Genomic DNA, 25483 nt, shown 5'->3' on the forward strand with positions numbered 1-25483 from the left:
GCGAACCGGCCGAGGCGGCCCGGCTGCTCGACCAGGCGCGGGCCCTCAAGACGGGCCCGCTGGCCGAAGGCCTGGACGCGCCGTTGCTCGACCGGGAGCGGACCTTCACCCGGGCACGCCTGCTCGTGGACTTCGAACTGCGCGCCGAGATCGAGCTCGACCTCGGTCGGCACCGCGAGGCGATCCCGTACCTGGAGTGCCTGGTGCACAGCCATGAGCTGCACGAACGTTTCGTATGGCTGCTGATGCTGGCGCTCCACCGCGCAGGTCGGGACGGCGAGGCCCTTGCCGCCTACCGGACGCATCGGAGCCGGGTCGCGGCGGAGCTGGGCGCCGAGCCGGGGCGGGCGCTGCGGGACCTGGAGCTCGCGGTGCTGCGCCAGGATCCCGCGCTGGGGTCCATCCCGGCCCTGGCGCCCGCTTCGAGGCCGAGGTCCGTCGCCTAGCGAGCGGGCGGGTCCCGGAGGACCCGCCGTTCGCCCGCGCCCTCAGAGCCGCTCGATGATCGTCACGTTCGCCTGACCGCCGCCCTCGCACATCGTCTGAAGCCCGAACCGCCCGCCCGTGCGCTCCAGTTCGTGCAGCAGCGTGGTCATCAGCTTGACGCCCGTGGCGCCGAGCGGGTGGCCGAGGGCGATCGCGCCGCCGTTGACGTTGACCTTGTCCGGGTCGGCGCCCGTCTCCTTGAGCCAGGCGAGGACCACCGGGGCGAAGGCCTCGTTGATCTCGACCAGATCGATGTCACCGATCGACATCCCGGTCTTCTTCAGCGCGTACGCCGTCGCCGGAATGGGCGCGGAGAGCATCCGGATGGGGTCCTCGCCGCGTACGGACAGGTGGTGGATGCGGGCGCGCGGGGTCAACCCGTGTTCCCGTACGGCCTGTTCGGAGGCGAGCAGCATCGCCGCCGCACCGTCCGAGACCTGCGAGGAGCAGGCCGCCGTGATGGTGCCGCCCTCGACCACAGGGTTGAGGCCCGCCATCTTCTCCAGGGAGGTGTCGCGCCGCGGCCCCTCGTCCACGGTCACCTCCCCGTAGGCGACGGTCTCGCGGACGAAGCGGCCCTCGTCGATGGCAGCGAGCGCCCGCTGATGCGAGCGGAGGGCGAACTCCTCCTGGTCACGGCGGGTGATCCCCCACTTGGCCGCGATCAGCTCGGCCCCGTGGAACTGGTTGACCGGCTGCTTCCCGTACCGCTCCTGCCAGCCCACCGACCCGTGGAAGGGCCCGTCCGTGAGGCCGAGCGGCTCACCCGCCTGCCGGGAGGCGAAGGCGATCGGGATCATCGTCATGTTCTGTACGCCACCGGCGACTACCAGGTCCTGGGTCCCGGACAGCACACCTTGCGCGGCGAAGTGAACGGCCTGCTGCGAGGAGCCGCACTGCCGGTCGATCGTCACGCCGGGCACCTCCTCGGGCAGCCCGGCCGCCAGCCATGCGGTGCGCGCGATGTCCCCGGCCTGCGGTCCGACCGTGTCGAGGCAGCCGAAGACCACGTCCTCGACGGCGGCGGCGTCGACGCCCGAGCGTTCCACGAGCGCCTTGAGCACATGCGCGCCGAGATCCGCCGGATGCACCTGGGACAGTCCGCCCTTGCGGCGCCCCACCGGCGTACGGACCGCTTCGACTATGTAGGCCTCGGCCATGACAACTCCCTCATACGAGACATGAGCTATGTACGTACGGCGATTCCGTCCAGGACCATCGACAGGTACTGCCGGGCGATCTCCTCCGGGCTGTGCTGCCCGCCCGGCCGGTACCAGGACGCGGCGACCCATACGGTGTCGCGCACAAAGCGGTACGTGAGCCGGATGTCCAGGTCGGAGCGGAAGACCTGGGCGGCGACCCCGCGCTCGAGCGTGCCGAGCCACGCCTTCTCGAACTTCTGCTGCGACTCGACGAGATACGCGAAGCGCTCCTGCTGGGCGAGGTGGCGCGACTCCTTCTGGTAGATCGCGACGGCCGCGCGGTGCCGGTCGATCTCGCGGAAGGACTCGGTGACGAGGGCCTCGATGGTCTCGCGCGGCCCGAGCCCGGCGGCGAGCACCTCGTCGTAGCCCTGCCACAGCTCGTCGAGGAAGGAGGAGAGGATCTCGTCGAGGATCCCCTCCTTCGAATCGAAGTGGTAGTAGAGGCTGCCCGCCAGCATGCCCGCCTCGTCGGCGATCTTGCGGACGGTCGTGGCGTTGTAGCCCTGCGCGGCGAACACCTCGGCGGCGGTCGCGAGGAGTTCACCTCGGCGGGCGGGCGAGGGGGTCACGTTCTTGCTGTCGTTCTGCTTCGGCACGCGTCCATTGTCCCGCCCCTATGCGTGCTGGCTGCTGACGGATACGACCTCGCCCGTCATATACGAGGAGTAGGGCCCGGCCAGGAACACGATCACGTTGGCCACCTCCCACGGCTCGGCGTACCGCCCGAAGGCCTCGCGGGCCGTCAGCTCCTCCAGGAGCTCCGGCGTCGTGACCTTCACCAGGTGCGGATGCATGGCGAGGCTGGGCGAGACGGCGTTGACCCGCACCCCGTACTCGGCGGCCTCGACCGCGGCGGTCCGGGTGAGCGCCATGACGCCGGCCTTCGCGGCCGCGTAGTGCGCCTGCCCGGCCTGGGCGCGCCAGCCGATGACGGAGGCGTTGTTGACGATCACCCCGCCGGAGCCGGACTCCTTGAAGTGCCGCAGGGCCGCGCGTACGCAGCGGAATGTGCCGTTGAGCGTGACGTCGAGGACCTTCGACCACTGCTCGTCGGCCATGTCGACGATCGCCGAAGTCCCGCCGAGTCCGGCGTTGTTGACGACCAGATCGAGCCCGCCGTGGCGTTCGGCGGCGTACGAGAACAGCGCCCGCACCTGATCCTCGTCCGTCACGTCGCACGGCACCGAGGTCACGCGGTCCGGCCCGAACTCCTTGGCCAGTTCGGCCTCGGACTCGGCGAGGCGGCGCTCGTGCGCGTCACTGATGACGACGGACGCACCCTCCTCCAGGAAGCGACGGGCGGTCGCGCCCCCGATGCCCGCACCGGCCGCCGCGGTGATCACGGCGGTGCGTCCGTCGAGGAGCCCGTGGCCTTTCACGTACTGCGGCTTGTTGCCGACCCCAGGCTTGCTGCCGGCCCCCGGCTTGTTGTCAGTCCCAGGCTTGTTGTCAGTCACAGCAGGAGGCTAACCTACCAAACACTTGTTAGGGAAGGGAGTTGGGCGGCCCGTGGACCTGGACGAATCACCCGAAGAGCAGGCGTTCCGTCAGGAGGCGAGGGAGTGGCTGCGCGCCAACGTCCCCTCGCAGCCGCTCATTTCACTGGAGACCGAAGAGGGCTTCGCCCAACACCGCGCCTGGGAGCGGCGGTTGTCCGATGACCGCTGGTCGGTGGTGTCCTGGCCCGAGGAGTACGGGGGCCGGGGCGTGGACATCTTCCAGTGGCTGGTCTTCGAGGAGGAGTACTACGCGGCCGGCGGGCCGGGCCGGGTCTCGCAGAACGGCATCAACCTCCTCGCCCCCACACTCCTCGACCACGGCACCCCGGAGCAGAAGCAGCGCATCCTGCCGTCGATGGCGAGCGGTGAGGTGATCTGGGCGCAGGCCTGGTCGGAGCCGGAGGCGGGCAGCGATCTCGCCTCGCTGAAGTCACGGGCCGTACGGACCGACGGGGGCTGGCTGCTGAGCGGCCAGAAGACCTGGTCCTCGCGGGCGGCGTTCGCGGACCGGGCCTTCGGCATCTTCCGTACGGACCCGGAGGCGGACCGGCCCCACCGCGGCCTGACCTACCTGATGTTCGACCTGCATGCCCCCGGCGTGACCGTCCGCCCGATCGGCCGCCTGGACGGCAAGCCGGCCTTCGCCGAGCTCTTCCTGGACGAGGTCTTCGTGCCCGACGAGGACGTGATCGGCGAGGTCGGCCAGGGCTGGCGTATCGCCATGTCGACCACGGGCAACGAACGCGGGCTCACGCTGCGCTCCCCCGGCCGCTTCATGGCGGCGGCGGACCGCCTCGTCGACCTGTGGCGCGAGCAGGGGAACCCCGCCGACACGGCCGCCAGGGACCGGGTCGCGGACGCGGTGGTCGGCGCCCGCGCGTACCAGCTGTTCACGGCGGCCAACGCGTCCCGCTTCGCGGCCGGCGAGACGATCGGCGCGGAGTCATCCCTGAACAAGGTGTTCTGGTCGCAGTACGACATCGCCCTGCACGAGACCGCCCTCGACCTCCTGGGCACGGACGGCGAGTTGGCCTCCCACGACGGCCCGTACGACTGGGCGGAGGGCTATGTCTTCTCGCTCGCGGGCCCGATCTACGCGGGCACCAACGAGATCCAGCGCGACATCATCGCCGAGCGGCTGCTCGGCCTGCCGAAGGGACGGCGCGCATGAGGTTCCTGCTCAGCGAAGAGCAGCGCGAGTTCGCCCGCAGCCTGGACGCGATGCTGACGGCCACGGATGTCCCTGCGGTCGTACGGTCCTGGGGCGCGGGTGACTTCGGGCCCGGACGCGCCTTGTGGTCCAGGCTCGCGGAGGCCGGGGTCTTCGCGCTCGCCGTGCCCGAGGCGTACGAGGGAGTCGGGCCGCTGCCCGTCGAACTGGCCGTCGCTTACGTGGAGTTGGGCCGCCATGCCGTACCGGGCCCGGTCGTGGAGACGGCGGCGGTCGCCGGACTGCTCGCCGCGACCGGCGACTCCGCGCACGCCAAGCAGCTCCTGCCGGGCATCGCCTCCGGTGCCGTGATCGCGACGGTCAAGGCGCCGGGCGGCCCGTACGCCCTGGACGCGGAGACAGCGGACCTCACCGTCACCTTCGCCGACGGCGGCCTGCACACCTGCACCGGACACGGCCCCACCCACCGCTCGGCCGACCCCGCCCGCCGGCTGACCGAACCGGGCGCGCCCGCCGAACTCCTCACGCAGGACCGCGCGGCCTTCGCGGCCACCGACGCCTGGGGCACACTCGCCGCGGCCGCGCAGACGCTCGGGGTGGGCCGTGCGCTGCTGGACCGGACGGTCGCGTATGTGAAGCAGCGCAAGCAGTTCGGGACGGAGATCGGCACGTTCCAGACGGTGAAGCACCAGCTCGCGGACACGCTGGTGAAGCTCGAGTTCGCGACCCCGCTGCTGTACGGCGCGGCCCTCACCATGACCCGCGCCGACCTCGCCGCCGCCAAGCTCACGGCCTCGGAGGCGGCCTATCACGCCTCGCGCACGGCGCTCCAACTGCACGGCGCGATCGGGTACACCGAGGAGCTCGACCTGTCCCTGTGGATCCGCAAGGCCCAGGCGCTGCGCACGGCTTGGGGCACGCCGAGCGCTTGCAGGAAGCGGGTGCTGGCCTGAGCGGCCCCGGGCCCTTCAGACTTGGGCGGCCCCCGGGCCTTCAGGCCCGGGCGGCAGCCACCAGCTCCGCGAGCGACTCACGGGTGAGCGCGAGCCGCTCCATCTCCTGGTCCACGCGCGAGAGTTGCTCGAGGACCAGCGGGCTCAGGCACGGCTCGATCTCCTGCTCGCTGCCGCAGACGCACTCGATGATCTCGGCGATGATGCGCGTGGACAGGCCCGCGTCCAGGAAGCGGCGGATCCGCCGGACCGTCGCGGGCGCGTCCACTCCGTACACCCGATGGCCGCCGGGCGTCCGGGTGGACGCCAGGAGCCCCTGCTCCTCGTAGTAGCGCAACAGCCGTACGGAGACGCCCGTCTCGGCAGCGAGCTGACCGATCTTCATCCCGTCCACTGTGACCCCCCTCACAAGTGCTTGAACCTCACATGGGTGTGAGCTCATAGCGTCCCTGCCATGACGAACACCACGGACACCACGCGGCTCACGGCCGAGAACCCTACAACCGTCCTGATCGGCGGAGACCTCCCGGTGCGGCGGATCGGATACGGCGCGATGCGCCTCGCGGACGCCCCCGGCGACCCCACAGGGCCCGAGGCCCGTATCTGGACCGCGCCCGCCGGCCGCGACGCGGCGATCACTCTGCTCCGTACCGCCGTCGAGCAGGGCGTCCAGCTGATCGACACCGCGGACGCCTATGCCCTGGGCGCGAACGAGGAGCTGATCGCCGACGCCCTGTACCCCTACCGCGACGACCTGGTGATCGCGACAAAGGTCGGCGTCGTCCGCCCGTCCCCCGCCGAGTGGGTGCCGCTCGGGCACCCGGCGTATCTGCGCCAGCAGACCGAGCTGAGCCTGCGCCGGCTGCGCACGGACCGGATCGATCTGCTGTATCTGCACCGCCTGGACCCCGCCTACCCGGTGGCCGAGCAGCTCGGCGCACTGAAGCAGCTCCAGGAGGAGGGCAAGGTGCGGCACATCGGCCTGTCCGAAGTGACCGTCGAGCAGATACGCGAGGCTCAGGAGACCGCGCCCGTCGCGAGCGTCCAGAACCTCTACAACCTGGCCACGCGCGACCACGAGGACGTGGTCACGTATACCGCCGGGCAGGGCATCGCCTTCGTGCCGTTCTTTCCGGTCGCCATGGGCGCGCACGCCGCACCCGGCGGCCCGCTCGACACGATCGCCCAGGAGCTGGGCGCCACCGCCGCGCAGACCGCGCTCGCCTGGCTCCTTCACCGCTCCCCGACCGTGCTGCCGATCCCGGGGACGACGTCCGCGGCCCATCTGGCCGAGAACGTCGGGGCGCTCGAAGTCGCCCTCGACGACGAGCAGTTCGCACGGATCGAGGCGGCGACCCAGGTGTGAGGGCCGGCGGGCGGCCCGGCTCGCCCGCGTGCCGCACACATGGCGGCCTGGTCAAGGGGCATACGGTCCTGCGGTGACGTCTGCGGGAAGGGAGGCCACGGACGATGGACGACAGGGACGCTCCCCGGCCCGGCAGTCCGGGGTTTCCCGGCCACCAGGCCGTCGCCTGCCGGACCGTCGATGAGCTCGACCTCGCGGTCACGGACTGCCGTGCGTGCCCCCGGCTCGTGGAGTGGCGCGAGCAGGTCGCCCGCACCCGCCGGGCGGCCTTCAGGGACGAGCCGTACTGGGGCCGCCCCGTCCCCGGCTTCGGTCCACCGGACGCGCGCCTCGCCGTCGTCGGACTCGCGCCGGCCGCGCACGGCGGCAACCGCACCGGCCGCATGTTCACCGGCGACCCCTCGGGCGACTTCCTGATGGCCGCCCTGTACGAGGCGGGCCTCGCCTCACAGCCCACCTCGGTCGCCGCCGACGACGGACTGCGCCTGTACGGGGTGCGCCTGTCGTCACCCGTGCACTGCGCGCCTCCGGACAACCGCCCCACGCCCCAGGAGCGCGACACATGCCGGCCCTGGCTGGCCCGTGAGCTGGACCTGCTTCGCCCCACTCTGCGCACCGTCGTCGTCCTCGGCGGCTTCGGCTGGCAGGCCCTGCTCCCGGTGCTCGCCGCGGCGGGATGGCGGCTGCCACGGCCGCGTCCGGCCTTCGGACACGGCGTCCACTTCACCGCGTACGGGCCGGACGACGGGCGCGAGCTGGCCGTTCTCGGCTGCTACCACCCCAGTCAGCGCAACACCTCGACCAAACGCGTGACCTTGCCGATGCTCGTCGACGTCCTGAGCCACGCGGCCGGACTGGCCGGGCTGGCGGAACCACGGTCGGACGGGCAAGGCTGAGGCACAAAACACACCTAAAGCGGTTGCACGGTGCATCTTGCCGGGATCTTCGGGTAAGCGGGCTCCGTCGGCCCGCTCAGCGGGTGCCCCCTCAGTGAAAGGTCACTCCATGTCCTCCGACGGCCACGACATCGAGGCCGATCCGCAGGCCCGCAGACGGCACCGCCTTCTGTTCCGTGCGCTCGAGCGCCGCCGCAACCCCCGCCTGCGCCGCACCGACATCACGATCACGGACCAGGCGGCGGTCAAACGGGCCGTGAAGGCCGCTTCCCTCGGCAACGCCATGGAGTGGTTCGACTTCGGCATCTACAGCTATCTCGCCGTCACGCTCGGCCATGTCTTCTTCCCCTCGGGCAGCGACACCGCTCAGCTGCTCTCGTCGTTCGCGACCTTCGCCGTGGCCTTCCTGGTGCGGCCCCTGGGCGGCATGGTGTTCGGGCCGATGGGCGACAAGGTCGGCCGCAAGAAAGTGCTCGCCCTCACCATGATCATGATGGCGGTCGGCACCTTCGCGATCGGCCTCATCCCCTCGTACGACAGCATCGGCTTCTGGGCGCCCGTCCTGCTCATCCTCTTCCGTCTGCTTCAGGGCTTCTCCACGGGCGGCGAGTACGGCGGCGCCTCGACCTTCATCGCGGAGTACGCGCCGGACAAGCGCCGGGGCTTCTTCGGCAGCTTCCTGGAGCTGGGCACGCTCGCCGGCTACGTCGGGGCCGCGAGCCTGGTCACCGCGCTGACCGCCGCGCTGGGCAGCGAGGGCATGGAGGACTGGGGCTGGCGCGTGCCGTTCCTGGTCGCAGGACCGCTCGGCCTTGTGGGCCTGTATCTGCGGCTGCGCCTCGACGAGACCCCGGCCTTCCAGAAGCTGGAGGACTCCTCCACGTACAAGGCCTCCGACGCCGCCTCGGCGGTGGAGACCTCCGCGAAGGGCGATCTGAAGAAGATCTTCCAGCAGTACTGGGGCACCCTCGTGCTGTGCATCAGCCTGGTCGGCGCGTACAACGTCGTGAACTACATGCTGCTCTCGTACATGCCGACGTATCTCTCCGACGAGATGGGCTACAGCGAGAGCCATGGGCTGCTGCTCCTGGTGGGCACCATGATCGTGCTGATGCTGGTGATCAACCAGGTCGGCCGGCTCTCGGACCGCTTCGGCCGCAAGCCCCTGCTCGCGGCGGGGATGCTCGGCTTCTTCGTGCTCTCGATCCCGGCCTTCGCCCTCGTGCAGCAGGGCAGCCTGGCCGCGGTCTCGGCCGGCATGCTGATGCTCGGCTTCTCCCTGGTGTGCCTGCTCGGCACGATGTCCGCGGCCCTGCCCGCGCTCTTCCCCACGCAGGTGCGCTACGGCGGCCTCGCCGTCGGCTACAACCTGTCGGCCTCCCTGTTCGGCGGCACCACCCCCCTGGTCGTCACCGCACTCATCCAGGTGACCGGGACCGACATGCTCCCGGCGTTCTACGCGATGGGCGCGGCGCTCGTCGGTCTGGTGGCCATCGCGTGCATGAAGGAGACGGCGCAGCAGCCGCTCGAGGGATCGCCGCCCTCGGTGGAGACGCCCCAGGAAGCGGCGGAGATCGCCGAGGCGCAGGCACCGGCAGGCCGTATCTGAGCGGGCGGCACCCGCGTGGGCGCCCTCAGCGGGACTGCAGGGCGTCCAGGGCGACCGCCTGCGCGATGACCAGACGCCGGTCCAGGCGCGGATCGGCGATGTCCACCAGGTACTTGTCGCGCAGCGCGAACTTCTTCGTCACCGAGAAGGACGGCGCTCCGTCCGAGGTGAAGGTGAAGTGGTACGGCCAGGCGAACGGCACCGAGTTGAGGAAAGGGATGAACTCCCATACGCGGCGCACCACGGCGAGCGCCGCGTTGCTCTCCTCGCCCTTGGCCTCGGCCGCACCCGGCTGCTCCAGCTGCCAGGTGGAGCGCAGCAGCGAGCGCTTGAAGAGCTTGCGGAACGAGCCGAGTGTGCCGCCCGCCGGGTCCGTGACGTCATAAGTGGCGCCCACATCCACGATGTTGCGCGCCCGGAACTCGGCGAACACCTGCTCCTTGGACGCGTCCGTGTAGAGCGTCACCTTCTCCTTGAAGGCCATGCGCTTCTGCTGCGCGAACGCCACGAGGTCGCCCTCCGAGCCGTCGGGGGCCTGGGTGTGCACCTCGTACTGGTTGACCATGAACCGTACGCGCTGACGTATGAGCAGCCGACTGTGGTCCTGCAGGGTCTTCGGGTCCATCGACAAGTCTCCTGCCGGTGAAGTGGACGGGGGAAACCGTGCGTCCGAGGAGCGGAAGTGCTCCTCGGACGCACGGTTTCCCCGTCTCCCCGAGATCAGTGGCGGAGGCCGCCGTTCCGCCGGCGGACGTCTGCGGCGGCGCTCAGTGCGAGGACCCGTGCCCGTCCCCGTGCCCGCTGGTGACCTCCCGGTACTCCTCCACCGTCGGCTTCTCCACCTGGGTGCCAGGACCGTACATCGCCTTCGACAGACGTACGCGCATCCGCTCACCCCTCGGCACGGGCCGCCGCACCCCGTTGGTGTCGGCCGCCGGGCCCGGGTCGAGCGCCGTCCGCTGCTCATGGGCCGTCAGCGTGAACCGCTGCCCCTGGGTGAGCGGTTCATGGATCTCCACGAACTCGCCGTGCGGCAGCCGCTTGATCGTGCCGCTCTCCCGGCCGTGCAGCACCTTGTCCCGGTCGCGGTGCTGCAGTCCGAGACAGATCCGGCGCGTGATCCAGAACGCCAGGACCGGGACGACGAAGAAGCCGATCCGTACGAACCAGGTGATCGCGTTGATGGAGAGATGGAGTTTGGTGGCCACGATGTCGTTGCCGCCGCCGATCAGGAGCACCCCGTATCCCGCGAGCCAGGCGACTCCCAGCGCCGTACGGGTCGGAACGTTGCGCGGACGGTCGGCGACATGGTGCTCGCGTTTGTCGCCGGTGACCCAGGCCTCGATGAAGGGGTAGACCGCGATCAGCGTCATGTACACCGGGAAGAGCATGAAGGGGATGAAGACGCCGAGCGCGAGCGTATGGCCGAAGGCGTTTATCTCCCATCCCGGCATCACCCGGATCAGGCCCTCGGAGAAGCCCAGATACCAGTCGGGTTGAGCGCCCGTGGTGACGAGGTCCGCGCGGTAGGGGCCGAAGAGCCACACCGGGTTGATCGTCGCGACCGCGCCCATGAACGCGAGCACACCGAAGACCAGGAAGAAGAACCCGCCGGCCTTCGCCACGTAGATCGGGAAGAACGGCGCACCGACCACCTTCTTCTCGGACCGTCCTGGCCCCGCGAACTGGGTGTGCTTGTGGTAGAAGACCAGGATCAGATGGGCCACCACCAAGCCCAGCATGATGCCCGGCAGCAGCAGGATATGGATCGGATAGAGGCGCGCGATGATGTCCGTGCCGGGGAACTCGCCGCCGAACAGGAACATCGCGAGATACGTCCCGACGATCGGGATCGACAGGATCGCGCCCTGGGCGAAGCGGAGGCCGGTGCCGGAGAGCAGGTCGTCCGGGAGCGAGTAGCCGGTCAGACCGGTGATCAGGGCGAGCATCAACAGGGTCCAGCCGAACAGCCAGTTGATCTCGCGCGGCTTGCGGAACGCCCCGGTGAAGAACACGCGCATCATGTGCACGAGCATCCCGGCCACGAAGACCAGTGCCGCCCAGTGGTGGATCTGCCGGATGAGCAGTCCGCCGCGCACATCCATGCTGATCTCTACGGTGGACTCGAACGCCCTGGTCATCAGGACGCCCTTGAGCGGCTCGTACGAGCCCTCGTAGACGACCTCGGCACTGCTCGGCTCGAAGAACAGCGTCAGCCAGGTGCCGGTCAGGATCAAAATGATGAAGCTGTACAGACAGATCTCACCCAGCATGAAGCTCGGGTGGTCCGGAAACACCTTGCGCATCTGCGTCTTGGCGAGGCCGTAGATGCCGAGCCGGCTGTCGGCCCAGTCGGCGAAGCTCTCACCCTTGGCCGGCTGTGCCGGCCGGCCATTGCTGCGTATCCGCTCCTGGCTGCTCATCCCCGGCCTCTCCCCTTCAGGCGTACTCCAGGTTAGGCACACCGCTTCCCGGTGCCAACAGGCGCCCCCCGTCAGTGCAGTTGCGGCACACCTGTTGATGTTCCGGCGCCGCACCACGAATATGACGAACAGTCATATACGCGGGAGGGCCCGGGAGGCGCACATGATCTCGCTCGACGGCAGGACGGTCCTCATCACCGGTGCGGCGCGCGGCCAGGGCGCCGAGGAGGCGCGGCTGTGCGCCGAGGCCGGCGCACGCGTGGTGGTGACGGATGTGCTGGAGGAGGAGGGGCACCAGGTCGCCAAGTGCCTCGGTGAACAAGGCCTGTTCGTACGGCTCGACGTGACCGATCCGGACAGCTGGGCCGCAGCGGTGCGCACCGCGCTCGGCCGCTTCGGACGGCTCGACGCGCTGGTCAACAACGCGGCGCTGTGGCGTACCGCTTCCGTCGAGGAGGAGACGTACGACAACTTCGAGGCCCTGCTCCGGGTCAATCTGCTCGGGCCGTTCCTCGGGATCCAGGCCGTCGTGCCGGCGATGAAGGAGGCCGGCGGCGGCTCGGTGGTGAACATCTCGTCCACGGCGGGCCTGAAGGGCCTCCCCCGCCACGCGGCCTACGGTTCCACGAAGTTCGGGCTGCGCGGACTGACCCGCTCCGCGGCGCTCGACCTCGCCCCGTACCGCATCCGTGTGAACTCGGTGCACCCCGGCGCCATCGACACCCCGATGATCGCCGAGGCCACGGCGGGCCGCGACTGGTCCCATGTGCCGCTCGGGCGGGTGGGACAGCCGCGGGAGGTCGGCGAACTGGTGGTCTTCCTGGCCTCTCAGGCCTCGTCGTACGTCACGGGCACGGAGTTCACGGTCGACGGCGGGCAGACGGCCTGACGCAGGTCCGCCCGGTGGGAGGCCCGGGCCCGAGCTCTACCCTGTGCGCATGAAGCGTGCTGGTTGCCTCTTTCTCGCCATAGCCCCGGTGGCGACCCTCGTCGTCTATCTGCTCGGGCCCGACCCCGGCTCGGGCGGCCCGGACGACAAGCCCTCGGCCTCCCAGGGCTCGGACGGGCTTGCACGGGAGACCGAGAAGGAGCTGCAGGAGCGCATCGCGAAGATGCCGCCCGGGCTCGCGGCGAAGGACAAGAAGGAGCTGGCACAGCAGCTCGTGTCGAGCGCCGAGAACTCCACGCTCGACTGGCGGGCGAACTACGGCTACATCGAGGACATCGGCGACGGCAACGGCTACACCGCGGGCATCATCGGCTTCTGCTCCGGCACGCACGACATGCTCAAGCTCGTCGAGAGCTACACGCAGGACCACCCGGACAACGGGCTCGCGACCTATCTGCCCGCCCTGCGCGCGGTCGACGGCTCCGACTCGCACGAAGGCCTGGAAGGCTTCCCCGAGGCCTGGGCGAAGGAGGCCGGGCGGGCCGGGTTCCGCGAGGCCCAGGTCCGGCTGCGCGACGAGGACTACTTCGACCCCGCCGTGCGGCAGGCCAAGATGGACGGCCTGAGCACGCTCGGCCAGTTCGCCTACTACGACGCGATGGTGCAGCACGGCCCGGGCACCGACCCGGACGCCTTCCACGGAATCCGCGAGGAGGCCATGCGGCGGGCGAAGACCAAAGCGGAGGGCGGCGACGAGAAGGCGTACCTCGAGGCCTTTCTCGACGTGCGGCGCGAGGCGATGGAGACCAAGGAGGCCCACCGCGACACCTCACGGATCGACACCGCCCAGCGCGTGTTCCTCGAAGCGGGCAACCTTCAGCTGGACACTCCGCTGGCGTGGAAGGTGTATGGGGACCCTTACCGCGTGAAATGAGGGCGCACGGACCCGTACCGCGTGAAGTGAACGAGGCCCCGCCCGCGTACGGGCGGGGCCTCGCGGTGGAGGTTCAGCCCTTGACGGCGCCGGCCGCCAGGCCCGACCCCAGCCGCTTGTGCACCAGGACGAAGAAGATCATCACGGGCAGCGTGACCAGCGTGGAGCTGGCCATGACCGGGCCCCAGGCCGTCGAGTTCTCCCCGAAGAACTGGTAGATGCCCACGGCCGCCGTGTACTTCTCGCTGTCCTTCATGAAGGTGTACGCGAACACGAACTCGTTCCACGCCGTGATGAAGGCGAAGATCGAGGTGGCCACGAGCCCGGGCGCCACGAGCGGCAGCAGCACCGAACGGAACATCCGGAACCAGGACGCCCCGTCGATGTACGCCGCCTCCTCGACCTCCTTGGGCACCGCCTGGACGAAGCCGCGCAGCGTCCAGATGGCGAACGGCAGCGAGAGCGCGATGTAGACGATGGTCAGGCCGAGCAGCGAGTTGAGCAGCTCGTAGTCCCGCATCTGCAGGAACAGCGGGATGACAAGCGCTTCGAGCGGCACCATCTGCACGATCAGGACCATGATCAGCACCGAGGTGCGGAAGCGGAACTTGAAGCGGGCCACCGCGATCGCCGCGAACAGTGAGAGCACCGCGGCCGCGAGGATCGTGCCGAGCCCGACGAGGGCCGAATTCAGCAGGAACGTACCGAAGTTGCCCCGCTCGAAGACCAGCTCGAAGTGCTCGAAGCCGAAACCGCTGGGCAGCACGTCCGAACCGCGGGTGGCCGCCTTCGGATCGAACGAGGTCGACACCATCCAGTACACGGGGAACAGCGTGAAGACCAGGAGCGCGAACACGGCGGCCGGCAGGCCGATCCGCGTGGCACGGGACGTACGGCGGGTGCTCACAGGTCCTCCTCCCCCTGCCGGAACAGCGTGCGGATGTAGACGATGGTGATCAGCACGAGCAGCAGCGTGAGCAGCACCGCCGCCGCTGACCCGGCCCCGTAGTCGTCCTGGCCGAAGGCCTGCACGTACGAGTAGACGCCGAGGTTGTAGACCTCCTCGTTGGAGCCGCTGCCGCCCGGCATCAGGAAGATCTGGGTGAAGACCTTGAAGTCCCAGATGGTCGACAGGATCGTGACGACCAGGAAGACGGGACGGATGGTCGGCACGGTGATCTTCCAGAACCGCTGCCAGGCGTTGGCGCCGTCGATCATGCCCGCCTCGTACAACTCCCGTGGAATCGTGAGCAGTCCGGCGAAGACGGTGATCGCCACGAACGGGAAGCCGTGGTGCACCACGTTGAGCGTCGCGATGGCGTAGAACGGCAGCCGCTCCGTGAACCAGTTGGTGGTCGCCGGATCGATCAGACCGAGGGCGCCGGCGAGCTGGCTGAACATGCCCTCATCCGGCTGGAAGAGCCAGATCCAGACATACGTACCGGTGACCGCCGGCATCGCCCAGGCAGCCAGGATCGACACCGAGCAGATGGCGCGCCAGGTGGTGCCGAGCCGGTTGAGCAGCAGCGCGACCAGGGTGCCGAGCACCACGGTGAGGCCGACGCAGGCGACGGCGAAGAAGACGGTGTTGGGCATGACCGTCTTCCACAGCAGCTCGCTGGAGAGCAGTTCGCTGTAGTGGTCGAACCCGGTGAACTCCCCTTCCCCGCCGCCGAACGTGACCTCCCAGTCCTGCAGGGAGATCTTGCCCACCTGGAAGATCGGGTACAGCAGGAGTCCGGCGAGGACCACGAGTGCGGGGGCCAGCAGCAGCCAGGGGCGGGTGAGCCGTATCAGGCGCCGGCGGCGGGCCGTCGGCGCCTTTCCGGAAGGGCGGCGGGCACCCTCTGTGGAGGGGCGGTGGGCAGAAGACTTCTGCCCACCGCGTACGAGCGCATTCTTCACGGTTCGCAGCGCCCTACTTGTCCTTGGCGAAGATGTCGTCCATCTGCTGAGCCGCCTTGTCCGCGGCTTCCTTGACGGAGGCCTTGCCCGTGATGATCGACTGGATCATGCCGGGGACGACCTGAGCGGCCTGGATCTTCCCGTACGACTCGGTCTTCGGCACCGTGGCACCGGCCTCCAGCATCTGCTGCGCGAAGGGCTCGACGAGCGGGTCCTTCTTCGCGGCGACCTTCTCGAGCTCGGAGTTCTGGCCGGGGAAGTAGTTGGTCTGCTCGGCCCACTTGGCGGCGAACTCACCGGTGGTGAGCATCTTCACGAACTCCCAGGCCAGCTCCTTCTTGTCCGTGTCGAACGTGGACAGGTAGGAACCGCCGAGGAAGGAGCGGCTCATGCCCCCGTCGGGGCCCGGAATCGGCACGGCGGCCAGCTTGCCCTCGAGCTCGGGGTTCTCGTCGACGAAGGCCTTCGGGGTCCAGTTGCCGGAGATGGACATCGCGATCTGCCCCTTCTTCCAGGCGTCGCCGACCTCCTTCTCCGTCCAGGTGTTGACCTTGGCCGGGGAGACCTTGTCCTTGGTCGCGAGGCCCGTGTAGAACTCGATGCCCTTGATCGCCTCGGGCGAGTTGATCGCCGACTTCCAGGAGTCGCCCTCCTGCTCGGCGAGCTCGCCGCCTGCGCCCCAGATGAAGGGGGCCGCGAACATCTCGGCGCCGCCGGCGACCGGGAAGGAGAGGAGTCCTGGCTCCTTCTCCTTCAGCGTCTTCGCCGCCTCCTGGAGCTCCTTCCAGGTGGTCGGGGGCTTGATGTCGTGCTTCTCGAAGATGTCCTTGCGGTACAGGATCGAGCGGACCCCGGCGTACCAGGGCATGCCGTACTGCTTGCCGTCGAGCGTGCCGGCGTCCTTGAGACCCTCGACGAGGTCGTCGGTCAGACCGGACTCCTTGACCTCGTCGGTCACGTCCACGAGCGCTTTGGTCTCGGCGAACTGCGGCACCCAGGTGGTGCCGACCTCGGCGACATCGGGCACCTGGTCCGCGCCGCCCGCGATCGCGGTGGTGAACTTGCGGTTCGCGGTCGCCCACTGCTGGTACTCGACCTTGATCTTGGCGCCGGTCTTCTTCTCGAACGCGGCCGCGGCCTCCTTGAAGAACGGGCGCGCGTCGGGGTTGGTCCCCTCCATGATCCATACGGTCAGGGTCTTGCCCTTCCCGTCGGTCGCACCGTCCTTGCCCCCGCTGTCGCCCGAGTCATCGCCGCAGGCCGTGGCGGTCAGTCCGAGCGTCAAGGCGATTGCTGCCGCGATGACACGTCGCTTCATGACGAGCCCCCTTCATGGATGGCGGTCCACTTGCGTGAGGTGATTCTCAGCACAGGGGCTCATGAGCGGTCTAGGCCATTCCCGATACGCGGCCGAACCGTAATGCCCATTGCAAACGCTGCAACATGCGCGCAGCCCATTGCAGTTGACGCAACGCGCACGGCATCCCCATGTCCACAATCGATCTCTTTCGGCCAACGCCCGCTGGATGTGGAGATTTTGTGAGTGACTTGTGTCCGCTCATCACTCAACTCCCTTGCACGGGACGCCCCGAGGAGTCTTCTTGCGCACTCGCACCGCCACAGCCGCCGTCACCGCCGCGTTCGTCACGTGCGGCCTGACCGCGCTCGCCGCACCGTCACAGGCGGCCGAATACTCATCCGCACTCAAGCTCTACGGCGTGCAGTACGACGCCCCGGGTACGGACAGCAACCGCTGCTCGGGCGGCAACACGAAGGACGAGTACCTGACGATCAAGAACTACTCGCGCAGCACGACCGTGAATCTGAAGGGCTACTTCGTGAAGGACGCGACGGGCAACCGCTTCACGTTCACGAGGAACCACACGCTCCAGCCCGGCGACCACATCAAGCTGCGCGGCGGCAACGGCACCGACTCCGACGCGAACAACGTGGTCTACCGCAACAACTGCAACTTCATCTGGAACAACCCGGGCGACACGGTCTACCTCTACAAGCCGTCCGCCGCCCGGGCCGACGTCCACTCGTACACGAAGACCGGCAGCGACCCGGACCGGAACGGGTACGTGAGGTTCCACGGCTGAGCAGCACCCGCAACACCCCCTCGACCTGGGCGGCCCTGGACATCGGCCCCGGGCATCGACCCTGGGCATCGACCCCTCCGGCCAAGATCAATTGTCAGTGCCGGCTGGGAAGATGGAGACATCGAACGGGAGCTGCAGGGGCTTCCGGGACGAGGGGGATCACTCATGTCGGGATCGCAGAACTACATCAATCACGTCGCACTGGTGCTCGACGCCAGCTCGTCCATGTCCCACCTGAGCAGCAAGGTCGTCGAGGTCGCCGACCAGCAGATCGCGTATCTGGCGCGCCGCTCGCAGGAGTTGGACCAGGAGACGCGCGTGACGGTGTATGTCTTCTCGAGCCAGGTCGAGTGCGTCATCTACGACAAGGACGTGCTGCGGATGCCGTCCCTGAAGCAGCTGTACCGGGCGAGCGGCTCCACCGCGCTCCTCGCCGCCACCCTGAAGTCACAGCGCGAACTGGCCCAGACGGCACAGCTCTACGGGGACCACAGCTTCCTGACCTTCGTCCTCACCGACGGCCAGGAGAACACGAGCCACCGCTGCTCGGACAGCCTGGGCAAGACGCAGCAGCAACTGGTCCAGGCCGTCGCCGACTTGGCGCGGACCCAGGAGGACAACTGGACGCTGGCCGTCCTCGTCCCCGACCAGATGGGCAAGCGCGAGGCCATGCAGTGCGGCTTCCCGAAGGACAACATCGCGATCTGGGACGCCACCAGCACCCAGGGCCTCGAGGAGGCCGGCCAGGTCATCCAGGAGGCCACCGAGAAGTTCATGGTGGGCCGCACCAAGGGCATCCGCGGCTCCCGTGCCGTGTTCTCCACGGGCGCGGACGCGGTCAACAAGGACACGATCAAGGCGGCCGGCCTCACCTCGGTGGACCCGTCCGGCTACCAACTGCTCACGGTGGACCGCGCGGAGACGATCCGCACCTGGGTCGTCGACAGCGGCCACACGTACCGCACGGGCGCCGCGTTCTACGAGCTGAGCAAGTCGGAGAAGGTCCAGGCCCGCAAGCAGATAGCAGTCCTGGAGAAGAAGACGGACAAGGTCTACACGGGCCCCCAGGCCCGCGCGCTCCTCGGCCTGCCGAACGCGGAGGTCCGCATCAAGCCGGACCACAACGACGAGTTCACCATCTTCATCCAGAGCACGAGCGTGAACCGCAAGCTGGTCCCGCAGACGCGCCTGCTCCTGATGTCGCAGAGCTGAGCCACCGCGCCAGGCCCGGGCCTTCGAGGTCCGGGCCCTTGGCATGCCTCCTGATGTCCCTTACTCCTCCTCATGCCTCTTGATGTCTCCTGACGTCTCCTGATGCCTCCTGATGCTCCTGTGACGAGGCATGCGTTGCGGCTGTCCGTGTGCGGTTGCGATGATCGGGCGCATGTCTGAGTACGGGGGAACGGCGGGCGATCCGCCACGGTCACGACTGGCGGACTACGCGGAGCCGCTCGAAGCGGTTCACGAACCGGTACGGAGCAAGGCGTGGAGCGAGGCGCAGAGCGCCGAGCCGCCCCCGAAGCCGGAGGAATCGGCCGAGGTGAAGGGGCGCCGCCGCGAGTTCGCCGCGGTCCTTGGCGAGTTCCGGCGCTCGGCGGTACTGGTTCCGACGGTGGGCGAAGCCGACGGGGACAAGAGCCTGCTGACCGCCGAGTCGGGCGGCGTCCGCTGGATCTTCGCGTTCTCGAACGAACAGGCCCTGGCGCGCTTCGCCATGGCACGCGGCGAAGGCGCCCGGGAGTGGTCGTATCAGCGCGTCCTGGGCGCCCGGCTGCTCGACGTGGCCGTGCCGGCCGCCGGGGTTCCCTGCGGCGTGGCACTGGACTGCGCGGACGGACCGGACGGGGTGGTGTTCCCGCCGGTGGCAGGAATCGTGCCGGACGCGGTGGCAGTCGATGCCGGCGCCGCGGACGTGCACGCCGACGGACGAAACGGGGGTACGGCATGAGCGGCGGCAAGGACCTCAAGGCACAGGGTCTCGGACTCATCGCGCAGGGCCTGACGGCCGCGCTGGACGAGCTCAAGGAACTGGGCATGGTGGGCACCGCCGGAGCCGGGCGCGGCTTCGGCGATATCGCCCTGTCCGGGCTCGAGTTGGGCCACGAGGGGCTGACGAGCGAGTTCTCGTCGTTCTGCGAGCGCTGGGAGTGGGGTGTGCGCTCGCTGATCAACGAAGGCAACGGGTTCGCCCAGAAGACCGGCCTGTCCGCGGGCACCTACTACGAGACCGATCAGTACGTCGAGGGCTCGATGAAGGTCGTCACGAACTCGCTGATCGGCAACCCGTACGCGACCGAGGACGAGGTGACCCGCCAGAACTGGGGCGACGTCGCCACCTCCGGCATCTTCGGCGGTGAGGTCGACTACAGCAAGGAGTCCTTCGACACCGCGTTCGCCAACGCGGGGCAGGGCTGGAAGGACGCCGGCCGGGATGTGATGACCTCCCACACCCTCGGGCCGATGGCGCCCGCGAATGTACGCGAGGGTCTCGGGGTGTCGGACGCCGAGTGGGAACGGCAGTTGGACGAGACCTTCGGCCCGTCCGCCGAGGAGCGCGCGAAGGCCGCCGAGCAGGGCGGGGACTCCGGCTGATGGGGCTCTTCGACGACTTCAAGGACGGGCTGAGCGACGCCGGTGGCGCCCTCAAGGACGGGGTCAACGACGGACTCGGCGCGATCGAGGACGGCATCGACGCGGGCAAGAAGGCGCTCGGCGAAGGCGTCGACTGGACCACCGACAAGGTGGGCCAGGGCCTGGACTACGTGGGCTGGGAGTCCGGCGCGGACGCGGTCGAGGACTGGGGCGACGAGGTCGCCTCCGACCTGGGCGCCACGCCCGGTGAGCAGCAGCTCGGCCAGACCGAGGACGCCAACGAGCTCGTGCACGGCAACCCGGAGAAGATCCGGGACTCCTCGAAGCACCTGAAGGACTTCCACTCCGCGTTCGACAAGGTCGCGAGCGGGATGCGGAAGGTCGACTCCTCGGGCTGGGCGGGCGAGGGCGCCGACGCGTTCCGCAAGAAGTTCGGCGTCCACCCGGCCAAGTGGGCGCAGGCCGCCGACGCCTGCGAGAAGGCGGCGGCCGCGCTCAACTCGTACGCGGACACGGTCAAGTGGGCGCAGGGACAGGCCAAGGAAGCCATCGAGCTCTACAAGAAGGGCAGAAAGGCCTCCGACGACGCGGTGGACGCGTACAACAAGCGCGTCGACACCTACAACGCCAAGCTGAAGGCGAACGAGGACCCCGGCCCGCGCCCGGAACCCTTCGTGGACCCCGGCAAGAGCGATATCGCCAAAGCCCAGAACCTGCTGGCCGAGGCCCGTAAACAACGCAACACCGCCGGCGCCGAGGCCCAGGGCAAGGTCAAGGCGGCCCTGGCGCACGCCCCTGCCGAGCCTCCGCCCCTGGACCGGCTGGAGGACAACTTCGTCGACGGCTTCAAGGCACTCGACACCGAGCTCACCCATGTCGTCGGCGGTGTCCTCAAGGGCGGCGCGGGCCTGGTCAATTTCGTCCGCGGCCTCAACCCGACGGACCCGTACAACCTGACCCACCCGGCCGAGTACCTGCAGAACGTCTCCATGACGCTCTCCGGCCTGGTCTCCACGGCGGCCCATCCAGAACGTGCGATCTCCGCCGCCGTCGACGCCTTCCAGAAGGACCCGTCCGAGTTCGTCGGCCGCCTGATCCCCGAGATCCTCGGGACCAAGGGCGCGGGGCTGGCTCGCGGTGCGCTCACCACCGGCGTCAAGACGGCGGCCAAGGAGTCACTGGAGAGCGGGGCGCAGAAGGCGGCGCGCGATTCGGTCACCGACGGCCCCAACCAGGTCGCCCGGGACAAGGACGCCGTGGAGACCAAGGGCTCCGACCCCGTCGACATGGCCACCGGCAAGATGTTCCTGCCGCAGACCGATGTGGTCCTGCCGGGCGTACTGCCCCTGGTGTTCCAGCGCCGGGTGGAGTCGGGCTACCACTTGGGCAGGTGGTTCGGCCCGTCCTGGTCGAGCACGGTCGACCAGCGTCTGGAGATCGACGCGGAAGGCGTCCTCTTCGTCACGGAAGACGGCCGCATCCTGGCCTATCCGCATCCCGCGCCCGGTGTCCCGGTGCTGCCGGGCCACGGTCCGCGCTGGCCACTCGACCGCGAGCCGGGCGGCTACACGATCACCGATCCGTCCTCGGGCCGCGTCCGGCACTTCTCCGACCAGAGCGACGACCTCGCCGTCCTGGTCCAGATCGACGACCGTCACGGCAACTGGATCACCTTCGAGTACGACGCCGAGGGCGCACCCACCGCACTGGTGGACAGCGCCGGCCGCCACCTCAAGGTGTCCACGTACGAAGGACGCGTCACCGGTCTGCTCCTGGCGGGCGGCTCGCCGGACGGTACGGACCTGCGGCTGACCCGCTACGGCTACACCGACGGCAACCTCACCGAGACGGTCAACTCCTCCGGCCTGCCCCTGCGTTTCACGTACGACGACCGGCGCCGTGTCACCTCCTGGACGGACACCAACGACCGTTCCTACACGTACGCCTATGACGACGAGGACCGTTGCGTCGCCGAAGGCGGCAACGACGGCCATATGACCCTGCACCTGGACTACGACGGGATCGACCCGTCGACCGGGCACAAGGTCACCACGACCACCACGGGTGACGGCCACACCCGGCGCTTCGTCATCAACGACGACGCACAGGTGGTCGCGGAGATCGACCCGCTCGGCGCGGTCACCCGCTATGAACGCGACCGCTACAACCGGCTGCTCACCACCACCGACCCTCTCGGCCACACCACGACGCTCTCCTACGACGAAGCGGGCCACCCCACCGCGGTCGAACGCCCCGACGGCCGCTCCAGCACCGCCGAGTTCAACGAACTCGGTCTGCCGGTAAGGGTGGTGGCCCCGGACCGCACCGTCCGCCGCTACACCTACGACGAGCGCGGAAACCGCACCACGGCCACGGGCCCGACCGGCCTGACCACACACTTCACGTACAACGAGTCCGGCCATCTCACCGAGATCACCGATCCACTCGGTCACACCACGCGGATCGACTGCGACCGAGCAGGTCTGCCGCTGGCCGTCACGGATCCGCTCGGTGCGACCACCCGTTTCCGGCGTGACGCCCTCGGCCGCCCGATCACCATCACGGACCCACTCGGCGCGATCACCCGTCTCGAATGGACCGTCGAAGGCAAGCTCACCCACCGCACCGCACCCGACGGCACCTGCGAGTCCTGGACGTACGACGGCGAGGGCAACTGCACCACGCACACGGACCAGATGGGTGCGGTGTCCACCTTCGAGTACACCCACTTTGACCTCCTCATGGCCCGCACCGGCCCGGACGGTGTCCGCCACACCTTCGCCCACGACCACGAACTCCGCCTCACGCAGGTCACCAACCCGCAGGGCCTGAGCTGGAACTACGCCTACGACGCGGCCGGCCGCCTGATATCCGAATCGGACTTCGACGACCGGGAGCTCAACTACTCCTACGACGCCGCGGGACGCCTTGTCTCCCGTACGAACGCCATCGGCCTGACCACGACCTTCGAGCGCAACACCCTGGGCCAGGTCGTCCGCAAGGACGCGGCGGGCTCGGTCACCACCTTCGCGTACGACCTCACCGACCAACTCGCCCACGCCGCAGGCCCGGACACCGAACTCACCCTTCTCCGCGACCGCTTCGGCCGCCTGGTCTCGGAGACGGTCGACGGCCGCGAACTGCGCTACGCGTACGACGAGTTGGGCCGGCGCACAGGCCGTACCACTCCCACCGGCGCGGTCAGCACATGGTCGTACGACGCGGCAGGCCGCCGCACCCACCTCACCACGTCCGGCCGCACGATCGACTTCGCATACGACGCGGCAGGCCGCGAGGTGTCCCGGTGCATCGGCGAAGCCGTCTCCTTCACCAACACCTTCGATCCCCTGGGCCGCCTCCTCGACCAGGCGATCACCGCGGCCGACGGCACCGCGGTCCAGCGCCGCTCGTACGCCTATCGCGCGGACGGCAACCTGACCGCCGTGGACGACCAGCTCGCCGGCGCCCGCCACTTCGACCTCGACTCCGCGGGCCGCGTCACAGCCGTCCACGCGGCGAACTGGACGGAGACCTACGCCTACGACGAAGCCGGCAACCAGACCTCGGCCACTTGGCCCGACACCCACCCCGGCCATGAAGCGACCGGCCCGCGCACCTACGAGGGCACTCGCATCACCCGCGCCGGAGGGGTCCGCTACGAACACGACCCCCTCGGCCGCGTCGTCCTCCGCCAGAAACCCCGCCTGTCCCGCAAGCCGGACACCTGGCGCTACGAGTGGGACGCGGAAGACCGCCTGACCTCGACGATCACCCCCGACGGCACACTCTGGCGCTACACGTACGACCCCTTGGGCCGCCGCACGGCGAAGCTCCGCATGGCGGACGACGGCGAAACGGTCGTGGAACGCGTCGACTTCACGTGGGACGGCACGACGCTCTGCGAACAGATCACCAGCCACCCGGAGCTACCCAGTCCCATCGCTGTCACTTGGGACCACCGGGGATTGCGCCCACTTGCACAGACCGAGCGCCGCATCGGAAATGACGTCAGCCCGGGCGAAATCGATTCCCGATTCTTCTCCATCGTCACGGATCTGGTCGGGGCCCCGACGGAGCTCCTCGACGAACGCGGCCATATTGCATGGCGTACTCGCGGAACGCTGTGGGGGACCACGGCCTGGCCACATCGCAGTGCCACGTACACCCCGCTCCGCTTCCCTGGCCAATATTTCGATCCCGAAACCGGGCTCCACTACAACTACTTCCGACACTACGACCCCGAAACGGCTCGCTATGCGCTGCCGGATCCCTTGGGACTGACCCCGGGGCCCAACCCGAGCACCTACATAAGGAATCCGCACTCGGGCACCGACTCCCTGGGACTGGCTCCCGACTACTACCCCAACACGATGCCGGACGACCGTGCGGGTGAGCTCGCACAGGCCGAAAGGCTCGGGGTGACGCCGCTGCGCGTCGGGGACGACGGGTTCGATGCCGCGGTCAACAGCGGTACGGTCAAATGGGGAGTCACCATGGAGGGCGAGCTGCGCATCGTCCCCAAACATGTGGACGGAGTCGAAATCAAGCATTCGGTGCTCAATTACGACAAGACACCGGAAGACGATAAACTCCTGGCGGCAGGAGAGGCCGAAATTGCCGGGGACGGTGGCGCCTACTTCGGCATGGATATCAACAACAACAGCGGTCACTATCTGCCCCATATCGACAGCCTCCAGAAAGGTCGCGAGGCATTTGAGCGAGCAGGAATTCCCTTCTTCTGACATGAGAGAACTGTTGGCACTCCCCCCGGACACCGCAATGGCAAGGGTCCAAGGAGTGCATTCCACCGACTTCCCGCGCCTCTGGGAGTACCTTCGGGACGGCGCTGTCGGAAAACTTCAGAACAAAGACCTGGGCGATGCGGATCGCATCGCATGGGCCAAGTTCGCAGCCCTGTCCATTTCACGAAGGATCGAATCCGGCGAGAAGGACAGCCTGACATCGGCGGCCGAACTGGCCAGAGTTCGCGCTTACGTCATCCGCGAATTCGGCCCCAGCTCAGAGGAACCGTTCAGGAACCCTGACCGCCTGTGCCGCGAAGCCCTGGAGGAGATTCCCATGGGCTACGCGGAGGTGCGCGCGCTGGCTGAGGAGTGGAAGCGCAGGGCACCGGAAGAAATGTTGACCTTGCGGCGCATCAAGAATCTCCTCACCCCACTGCAAGATGTCGCCGATCATCTCGAAAGCAGCAGCTCGCCGGGACGGGAAATCAGGGAGTGGCTCGACCTGATCCCTTTGCTGCCGTAGCGCCGAAACGCCGCAACGCCCACCCCACAGTCCGGTCGGGGACAGGGGCGGGCGTAGCGTCAGGTCCGTACGCCGTTGTACGGAGCGTCAGTTGGGGCCCGCCGCGAGCAGCGAGCCGGTGGGCCCGCCGCAGGCAACGCGAGCAGCGGGCCGGTGGGGCCGGCCGGCAAGCCGGCCCCCAGGCG

Annotated in this window: 23 protein-coding genes; 14 read left to right on the forward strand and 9 right to left on the reverse strand. The window is 68.8% G+C overall.

The window, feature by feature from the left end; genetic code table 11:
• On the forward strand, positions 1–446 hold a 446-nt coding region (locus ABT367_RS24130; RefSeq protein ID WP_352255169.1), incomplete at its 5' end, for an AfsR/SARP family transcriptional regulator.
• Between the two features lie 42 nt (positions 447–488).
• Here ABT367_RS24130 and ABT367_RS24135 read toward each other — a convergent pair.
• The 3 genes from ABT367_RS24135 to ABT367_RS24145 are packed head-to-tail and all read right to left on the reverse strand — an operon-like array spanning position 489 to position 3148.
• On the reverse strand, positions 489–1646 hold the full coding sequence (locus ABT367_RS24135) for an acetyl-CoA C-acetyltransferase (protein WP_352255170.1): 1158 nt from the start codon (positions 1644–1646) through the stop codon (positions 489–491).
• 26 nt (positions 1647–1672) lie between these two features.
• A complete protein-coding gene (locus tag ABT367_RS24140; RefSeq protein ID WP_352255199.1) occupies positions 1673–2260 on the reverse strand; it encodes a TetR/AcrR family transcriptional regulator in 588 nt (195 codons plus the stop codon).
• Between the two features lie 45 nt (positions 2261–2305).
• Positions 2306–3148: an SDR family oxidoreductase gene (locus ABT367_RS24145; protein WP_352255171.1), complete on the reverse strand. Its 843-nt coding sequence runs from the start codon at positions 3146–3148 to the stop codon at positions 2306–2308.
• A 52-nt stretch (positions 3149–3200) separates the two neighbouring features.
• On the opposite strand from ABT367_RS24145, the gene ABT367_RS24150 reads away from it, so the two are divergent.
• Positions 3201–4361 (forward strand): acyl-CoA dehydrogenase family protein, encoded by a 1161-nt coding sequence (locus tag ABT367_RS24150; protein WP_352255172.1) that lies wholly within the window; start codon positions 3201–3203, stop codon positions 4359–4361.
• A complete protein-coding gene (locus ABT367_RS24155) occupies positions 4358–5314 on the forward strand; it encodes an acyl-CoA dehydrogenase family protein (RefSeq protein WP_352255173.1) in 957 nt (318 codons plus the stop codon). The genes ABT367_RS24150 and ABT367_RS24155 overlap by 4 nt, the downstream gene beginning before the upstream one ends.
• A gap of 40 nt (positions 5315–5354) precedes the next feature.
• Here the strand turns inward: ABT367_RS24155 and ABT367_RS24160 are convergent, their stop codons facing one another.
• Positions 5355–5699, reverse strand: a complete 345-nt coding sequence (locus ABT367_RS24160; RefSeq protein WP_165331384.1) for a MerR family transcriptional regulator — start codon at positions 5697–5699, stop codon at positions 5355–5357.
• 69 nt (positions 5700–5768) lie between these two features.
• Here ABT367_RS24160 and ABT367_RS24165 point away from each other — a divergent pair, with 69 nt between their 5' ends.
• The 3 genes from ABT367_RS24165 (at position 5769) to proP (ending at position 9185) form a co-directional block, all read left to right on the forward strand.
• Positions 5769–6680, forward strand: a complete 912-nt coding sequence (locus ABT367_RS24165; RefSeq protein WP_352255174.1) for an aldo/keto reductase — start codon at positions 5769–5771, stop codon at positions 6678–6680.
• 104 nt (positions 6681–6784) lie between these two features.
• Positions 6785–7576, forward strand: a complete 792-nt coding sequence (locus ABT367_RS24170; protein ID WP_352255175.1) for a uracil-DNA glycosylase — start codon at positions 6785–6787, stop codon at positions 7574–7576.
• 109 nt (positions 7577–7685) lie between these two features.
• Positions 7686–9185 carry a glycine betaine/L-proline transporter ProP gene (proP, locus tag ABT367_RS24175; protein ID WP_352255176.1) on the forward strand — a complete coding sequence of 500 codons (1500 nt, stop codon included), beginning with the start codon at positions 7686–7688 and terminating at the stop codon, positions 9183–9185.
• 25 nt (positions 9186–9210) lie between these two features.
• Here the strand turns inward: proP and ABT367_RS24180 are convergent, their stop codons facing one another.
• Entirely contained in the window at positions 9211–9810 is a 600-nt protein-coding gene (locus tag ABT367_RS24180) for a hypothetical protein (RefSeq protein WP_352255177.1), read from the reverse strand.
• Positions 9811–9952: 142 nt separating this feature from the next.
• Positions 9953–11608, reverse strand: coding sequence for a cytochrome bc1 complex cytochrome b subunit (gene qcrB / locus ABT367_RS24185; protein ID WP_352255178.1), 1656 nt, complete (start codon positions 11606–11608; stop codon positions 9953–9955).
• 163 nt (positions 11609–11771) lie between these two features.
• Between qcrB and ABT367_RS24190 the strand changes: the two genes are divergently transcribed.
• Entirely contained in the window at positions 11772–12497 is a 726-nt protein-coding gene (locus tag ABT367_RS24190; RefSeq protein WP_352255179.1) for a glucose 1-dehydrogenase, read from the forward strand.
• A 49-nt stretch (positions 12498–12546) separates the two neighbouring features.
• Entirely contained in the window at positions 12547–13431 is an 885-nt protein-coding gene (locus tag ABT367_RS24195) for a chitosanase (protein WP_352255180.1), read from the forward strand.
• Positions 13432–13504: 73 nt separating this feature from the next.
• On the opposite strand, the gene ABT367_RS24200 is transcribed toward ABT367_RS24195, so the two are convergent.
• From ABT367_RS24200 to ABT367_RS24210, 3 genes are read right to left on the reverse strand one after another with little or no spacing between them, the layout of a single operon-like run.
• Positions 13505–14338 carry a carbohydrate ABC transporter permease gene (locus tag ABT367_RS24200; protein ID WP_352255181.1) on the reverse strand — a complete coding sequence of 278 codons (834 nt, stop codon included), beginning with the start codon at positions 14336–14338 and terminating at the stop codon, positions 13505–13507.
• Positions 14335–15336, reverse strand: a complete 1002-nt coding sequence (locus ABT367_RS24205; protein WP_352255182.1) for a carbohydrate ABC transporter permease — start codon at positions 15334–15336, stop codon at positions 14335–14337. Before ABT367_RS24205 ends, ABT367_RS24200 begins: the two co-directional genes overlap by 4 nt.
• A 13-nt stretch (positions 15337–15349) precedes the next feature.
• A complete protein-coding gene (locus ABT367_RS24210; protein ID WP_352255183.1) occupies positions 15350–16654 on the reverse strand; it encodes a sugar ABC transporter substrate-binding protein in 1305 nt (434 codons plus the stop codon).
• A gap of 283 nt (positions 16655–16937) precedes the next feature.
• On the opposite strand from ABT367_RS24210, the gene ABT367_RS24215 reads away from it, so the two are divergent.
• The 6 genes from ABT367_RS24215 (at position 16938) to ABT367_RS24240 (ending at position 25298) form a co-directional block, all read left to right on the forward strand.
• A complete protein-coding gene (locus ABT367_RS24215) occupies positions 16938–17438 on the forward strand; it encodes a lamin tail domain-containing protein (protein WP_352255184.1) in 501 nt (166 codons plus the stop codon).
• A gap of 165 nt (positions 17439–17603) precedes the next feature.
• Positions 17604–18650 carry a VWA domain-containing protein gene (locus ABT367_RS24220; protein WP_352255185.1) on the forward strand — a complete coding sequence of 349 codons (1047 nt, stop codon included), beginning with the start codon at positions 17604–17606 and terminating at the stop codon, positions 18648–18650.
• A 172-nt stretch (positions 18651–18822) separates the two neighbouring features.
• Complete coding sequence (locus ABT367_RS24225; RefSeq protein WP_352255186.1) at positions 18823–19386, forward strand: hypothetical protein; 564 nt, start codon at positions 18823–18825, stop codon at positions 19384–19386.
• Positions 19383–20030 carry a hypothetical protein gene (locus tag ABT367_RS24230; protein WP_352255187.1) on the forward strand — a complete coding sequence of 216 codons (648 nt, stop codon included), beginning with the start codon at positions 19383–19385 and terminating at the stop codon, positions 20028–20030. Before ABT367_RS24225 ends, ABT367_RS24230 begins: the two co-directional genes overlap by 4 nt.
• The gene (locus ABT367_RS24235) at positions 20030–24772 is read left to right on the forward strand and encodes a putative T7SS-secreted protein (RefSeq protein WP_352255188.1); all 4743 of its coding nucleotides are present in this window, start codon (positions 20030–20032) and stop codon (positions 24770–24772) included. The genes ABT367_RS24230 and ABT367_RS24235 overlap by 1 nt, the downstream gene beginning before the upstream one ends.
• Entirely contained in the window at positions 24744–25298 is a 555-nt protein-coding gene (locus ABT367_RS24240) for a hypothetical protein (RefSeq protein ID WP_352255189.1), read from the forward strand. The genes ABT367_RS24235 and ABT367_RS24240 overlap by 29 nt, the downstream gene beginning before the upstream one ends.
• The last annotated feature ends 185 nt before the right edge of the window (positions 25299–25483 follow it).

It is taken from the genome of Streptomyces mesophilus, from assembly GCF_040300965.1.
In the GTDB taxonomy this organism is placed as follows: domain Bacteria; phylum Actinomycetota; class Actinomycetes; order Streptomycetales; family Streptomycetaceae; genus Streptomyces; species Streptomyces mesophilus_A.

Bases quoted from the DNA above. Each gene is read 5' to 3' on its own strand.
- ABT367_RS24135 (WP_352255170.1), bottom strand. From the start codon at position 1,646: ATGGCCGAGGCCTACATAGTCGAAGCGGTCCGTACGCCGGTGGGGCGC.
- ABT367_RS24155 (WP_352255173.1), top strand. From the start codon at position 4,358: ATGAGGTTCCTGCTCAGCGAAGAGCAGCGCGAGTTCGCCCGCAGCCTG.
- ABT367_RS24160 (WP_165331384.1), bottom strand. From the start codon at position 5,699: ATGAAGATCGGTCAGCTCGCTGCCGAGACGGGCGTCTCCGTACGGCTG.
- ABT367_RS24165 (WP_352255174.1), top strand. From the start codon at position 5,769: ATGACGAACACCACGGACACCACGCGGCTCACGGCCGAGAACCCTACA.
- ABT367_RS24170 (WP_352255175.1), top strand. From the start codon at position 6,785: ATGGACGACAGGGACGCTCCCCGGCCCGGCAGTCCGGGGTTTCCCGGC.
- proP (WP_352255176.1), top strand. From the start codon at position 7,686: ATGTCCTCCGACGGCCACGACATCGAGGCCGATCCGCAGGCCCGCAGA.
- ABT367_RS24180 (WP_352255177.1), bottom strand. From the start codon at position 9,810: ATGGACCCGAAGACCCTGCAGGACCACAGTCGGCTGCTCATACGTCAG.
- qcrB (WP_352255178.1), bottom strand. From the start codon at position 11,608: ATGAGCAGCCAGGAGCGGATACGCAGCAATGGCCGGCCGGCACAGCCG.
- ABT367_RS24190 (WP_352255179.1), top strand. From the start codon at position 11,772: ATGATCTCGCTCGACGGCAGGACGGTCCTCATCACCGGTGCGGCGCGC.
- ABT367_RS24195 (WP_352255180.1), top strand. From the start codon at position 12,547: ATGAAGCGTGCTGGTTGCCTCTTTCTCGCCATAGCCCCGGTGGCGACC.
- ABT367_RS24210 (WP_352255183.1), bottom strand. From the start codon at position 16,654: ATGAAGCGACGTGTCATCGCGGCAGCAATCGCCTTGACGCTCGGACTG.
- ABT367_RS24220 (WP_352255185.1), top strand. From the start codon at position 17,604: ATGTCGGGATCGCAGAACTACATCAATCACGTCGCACTGGTGCTCGAC.
- ABT367_RS24225 (WP_352255186.1), top strand. From the start codon at position 18,823: ATGTCTGAGTACGGGGGAACGGCGGGCGATCCGCCACGGTCACGACTG.
- ABT367_RS24230 (WP_352255187.1), top strand. From the start codon at position 19,383: ATGAGCGGCGGCAAGGACCTCAAGGCACAGGGTCTCGGACTCATCGCG.
- ABT367_RS24235 (WP_352255188.1), top strand. From the start codon at position 20,030: ATGGGGCTCTTCGACGACTTCAAGGACGGGCTGAGCGACGCCGGTGGC.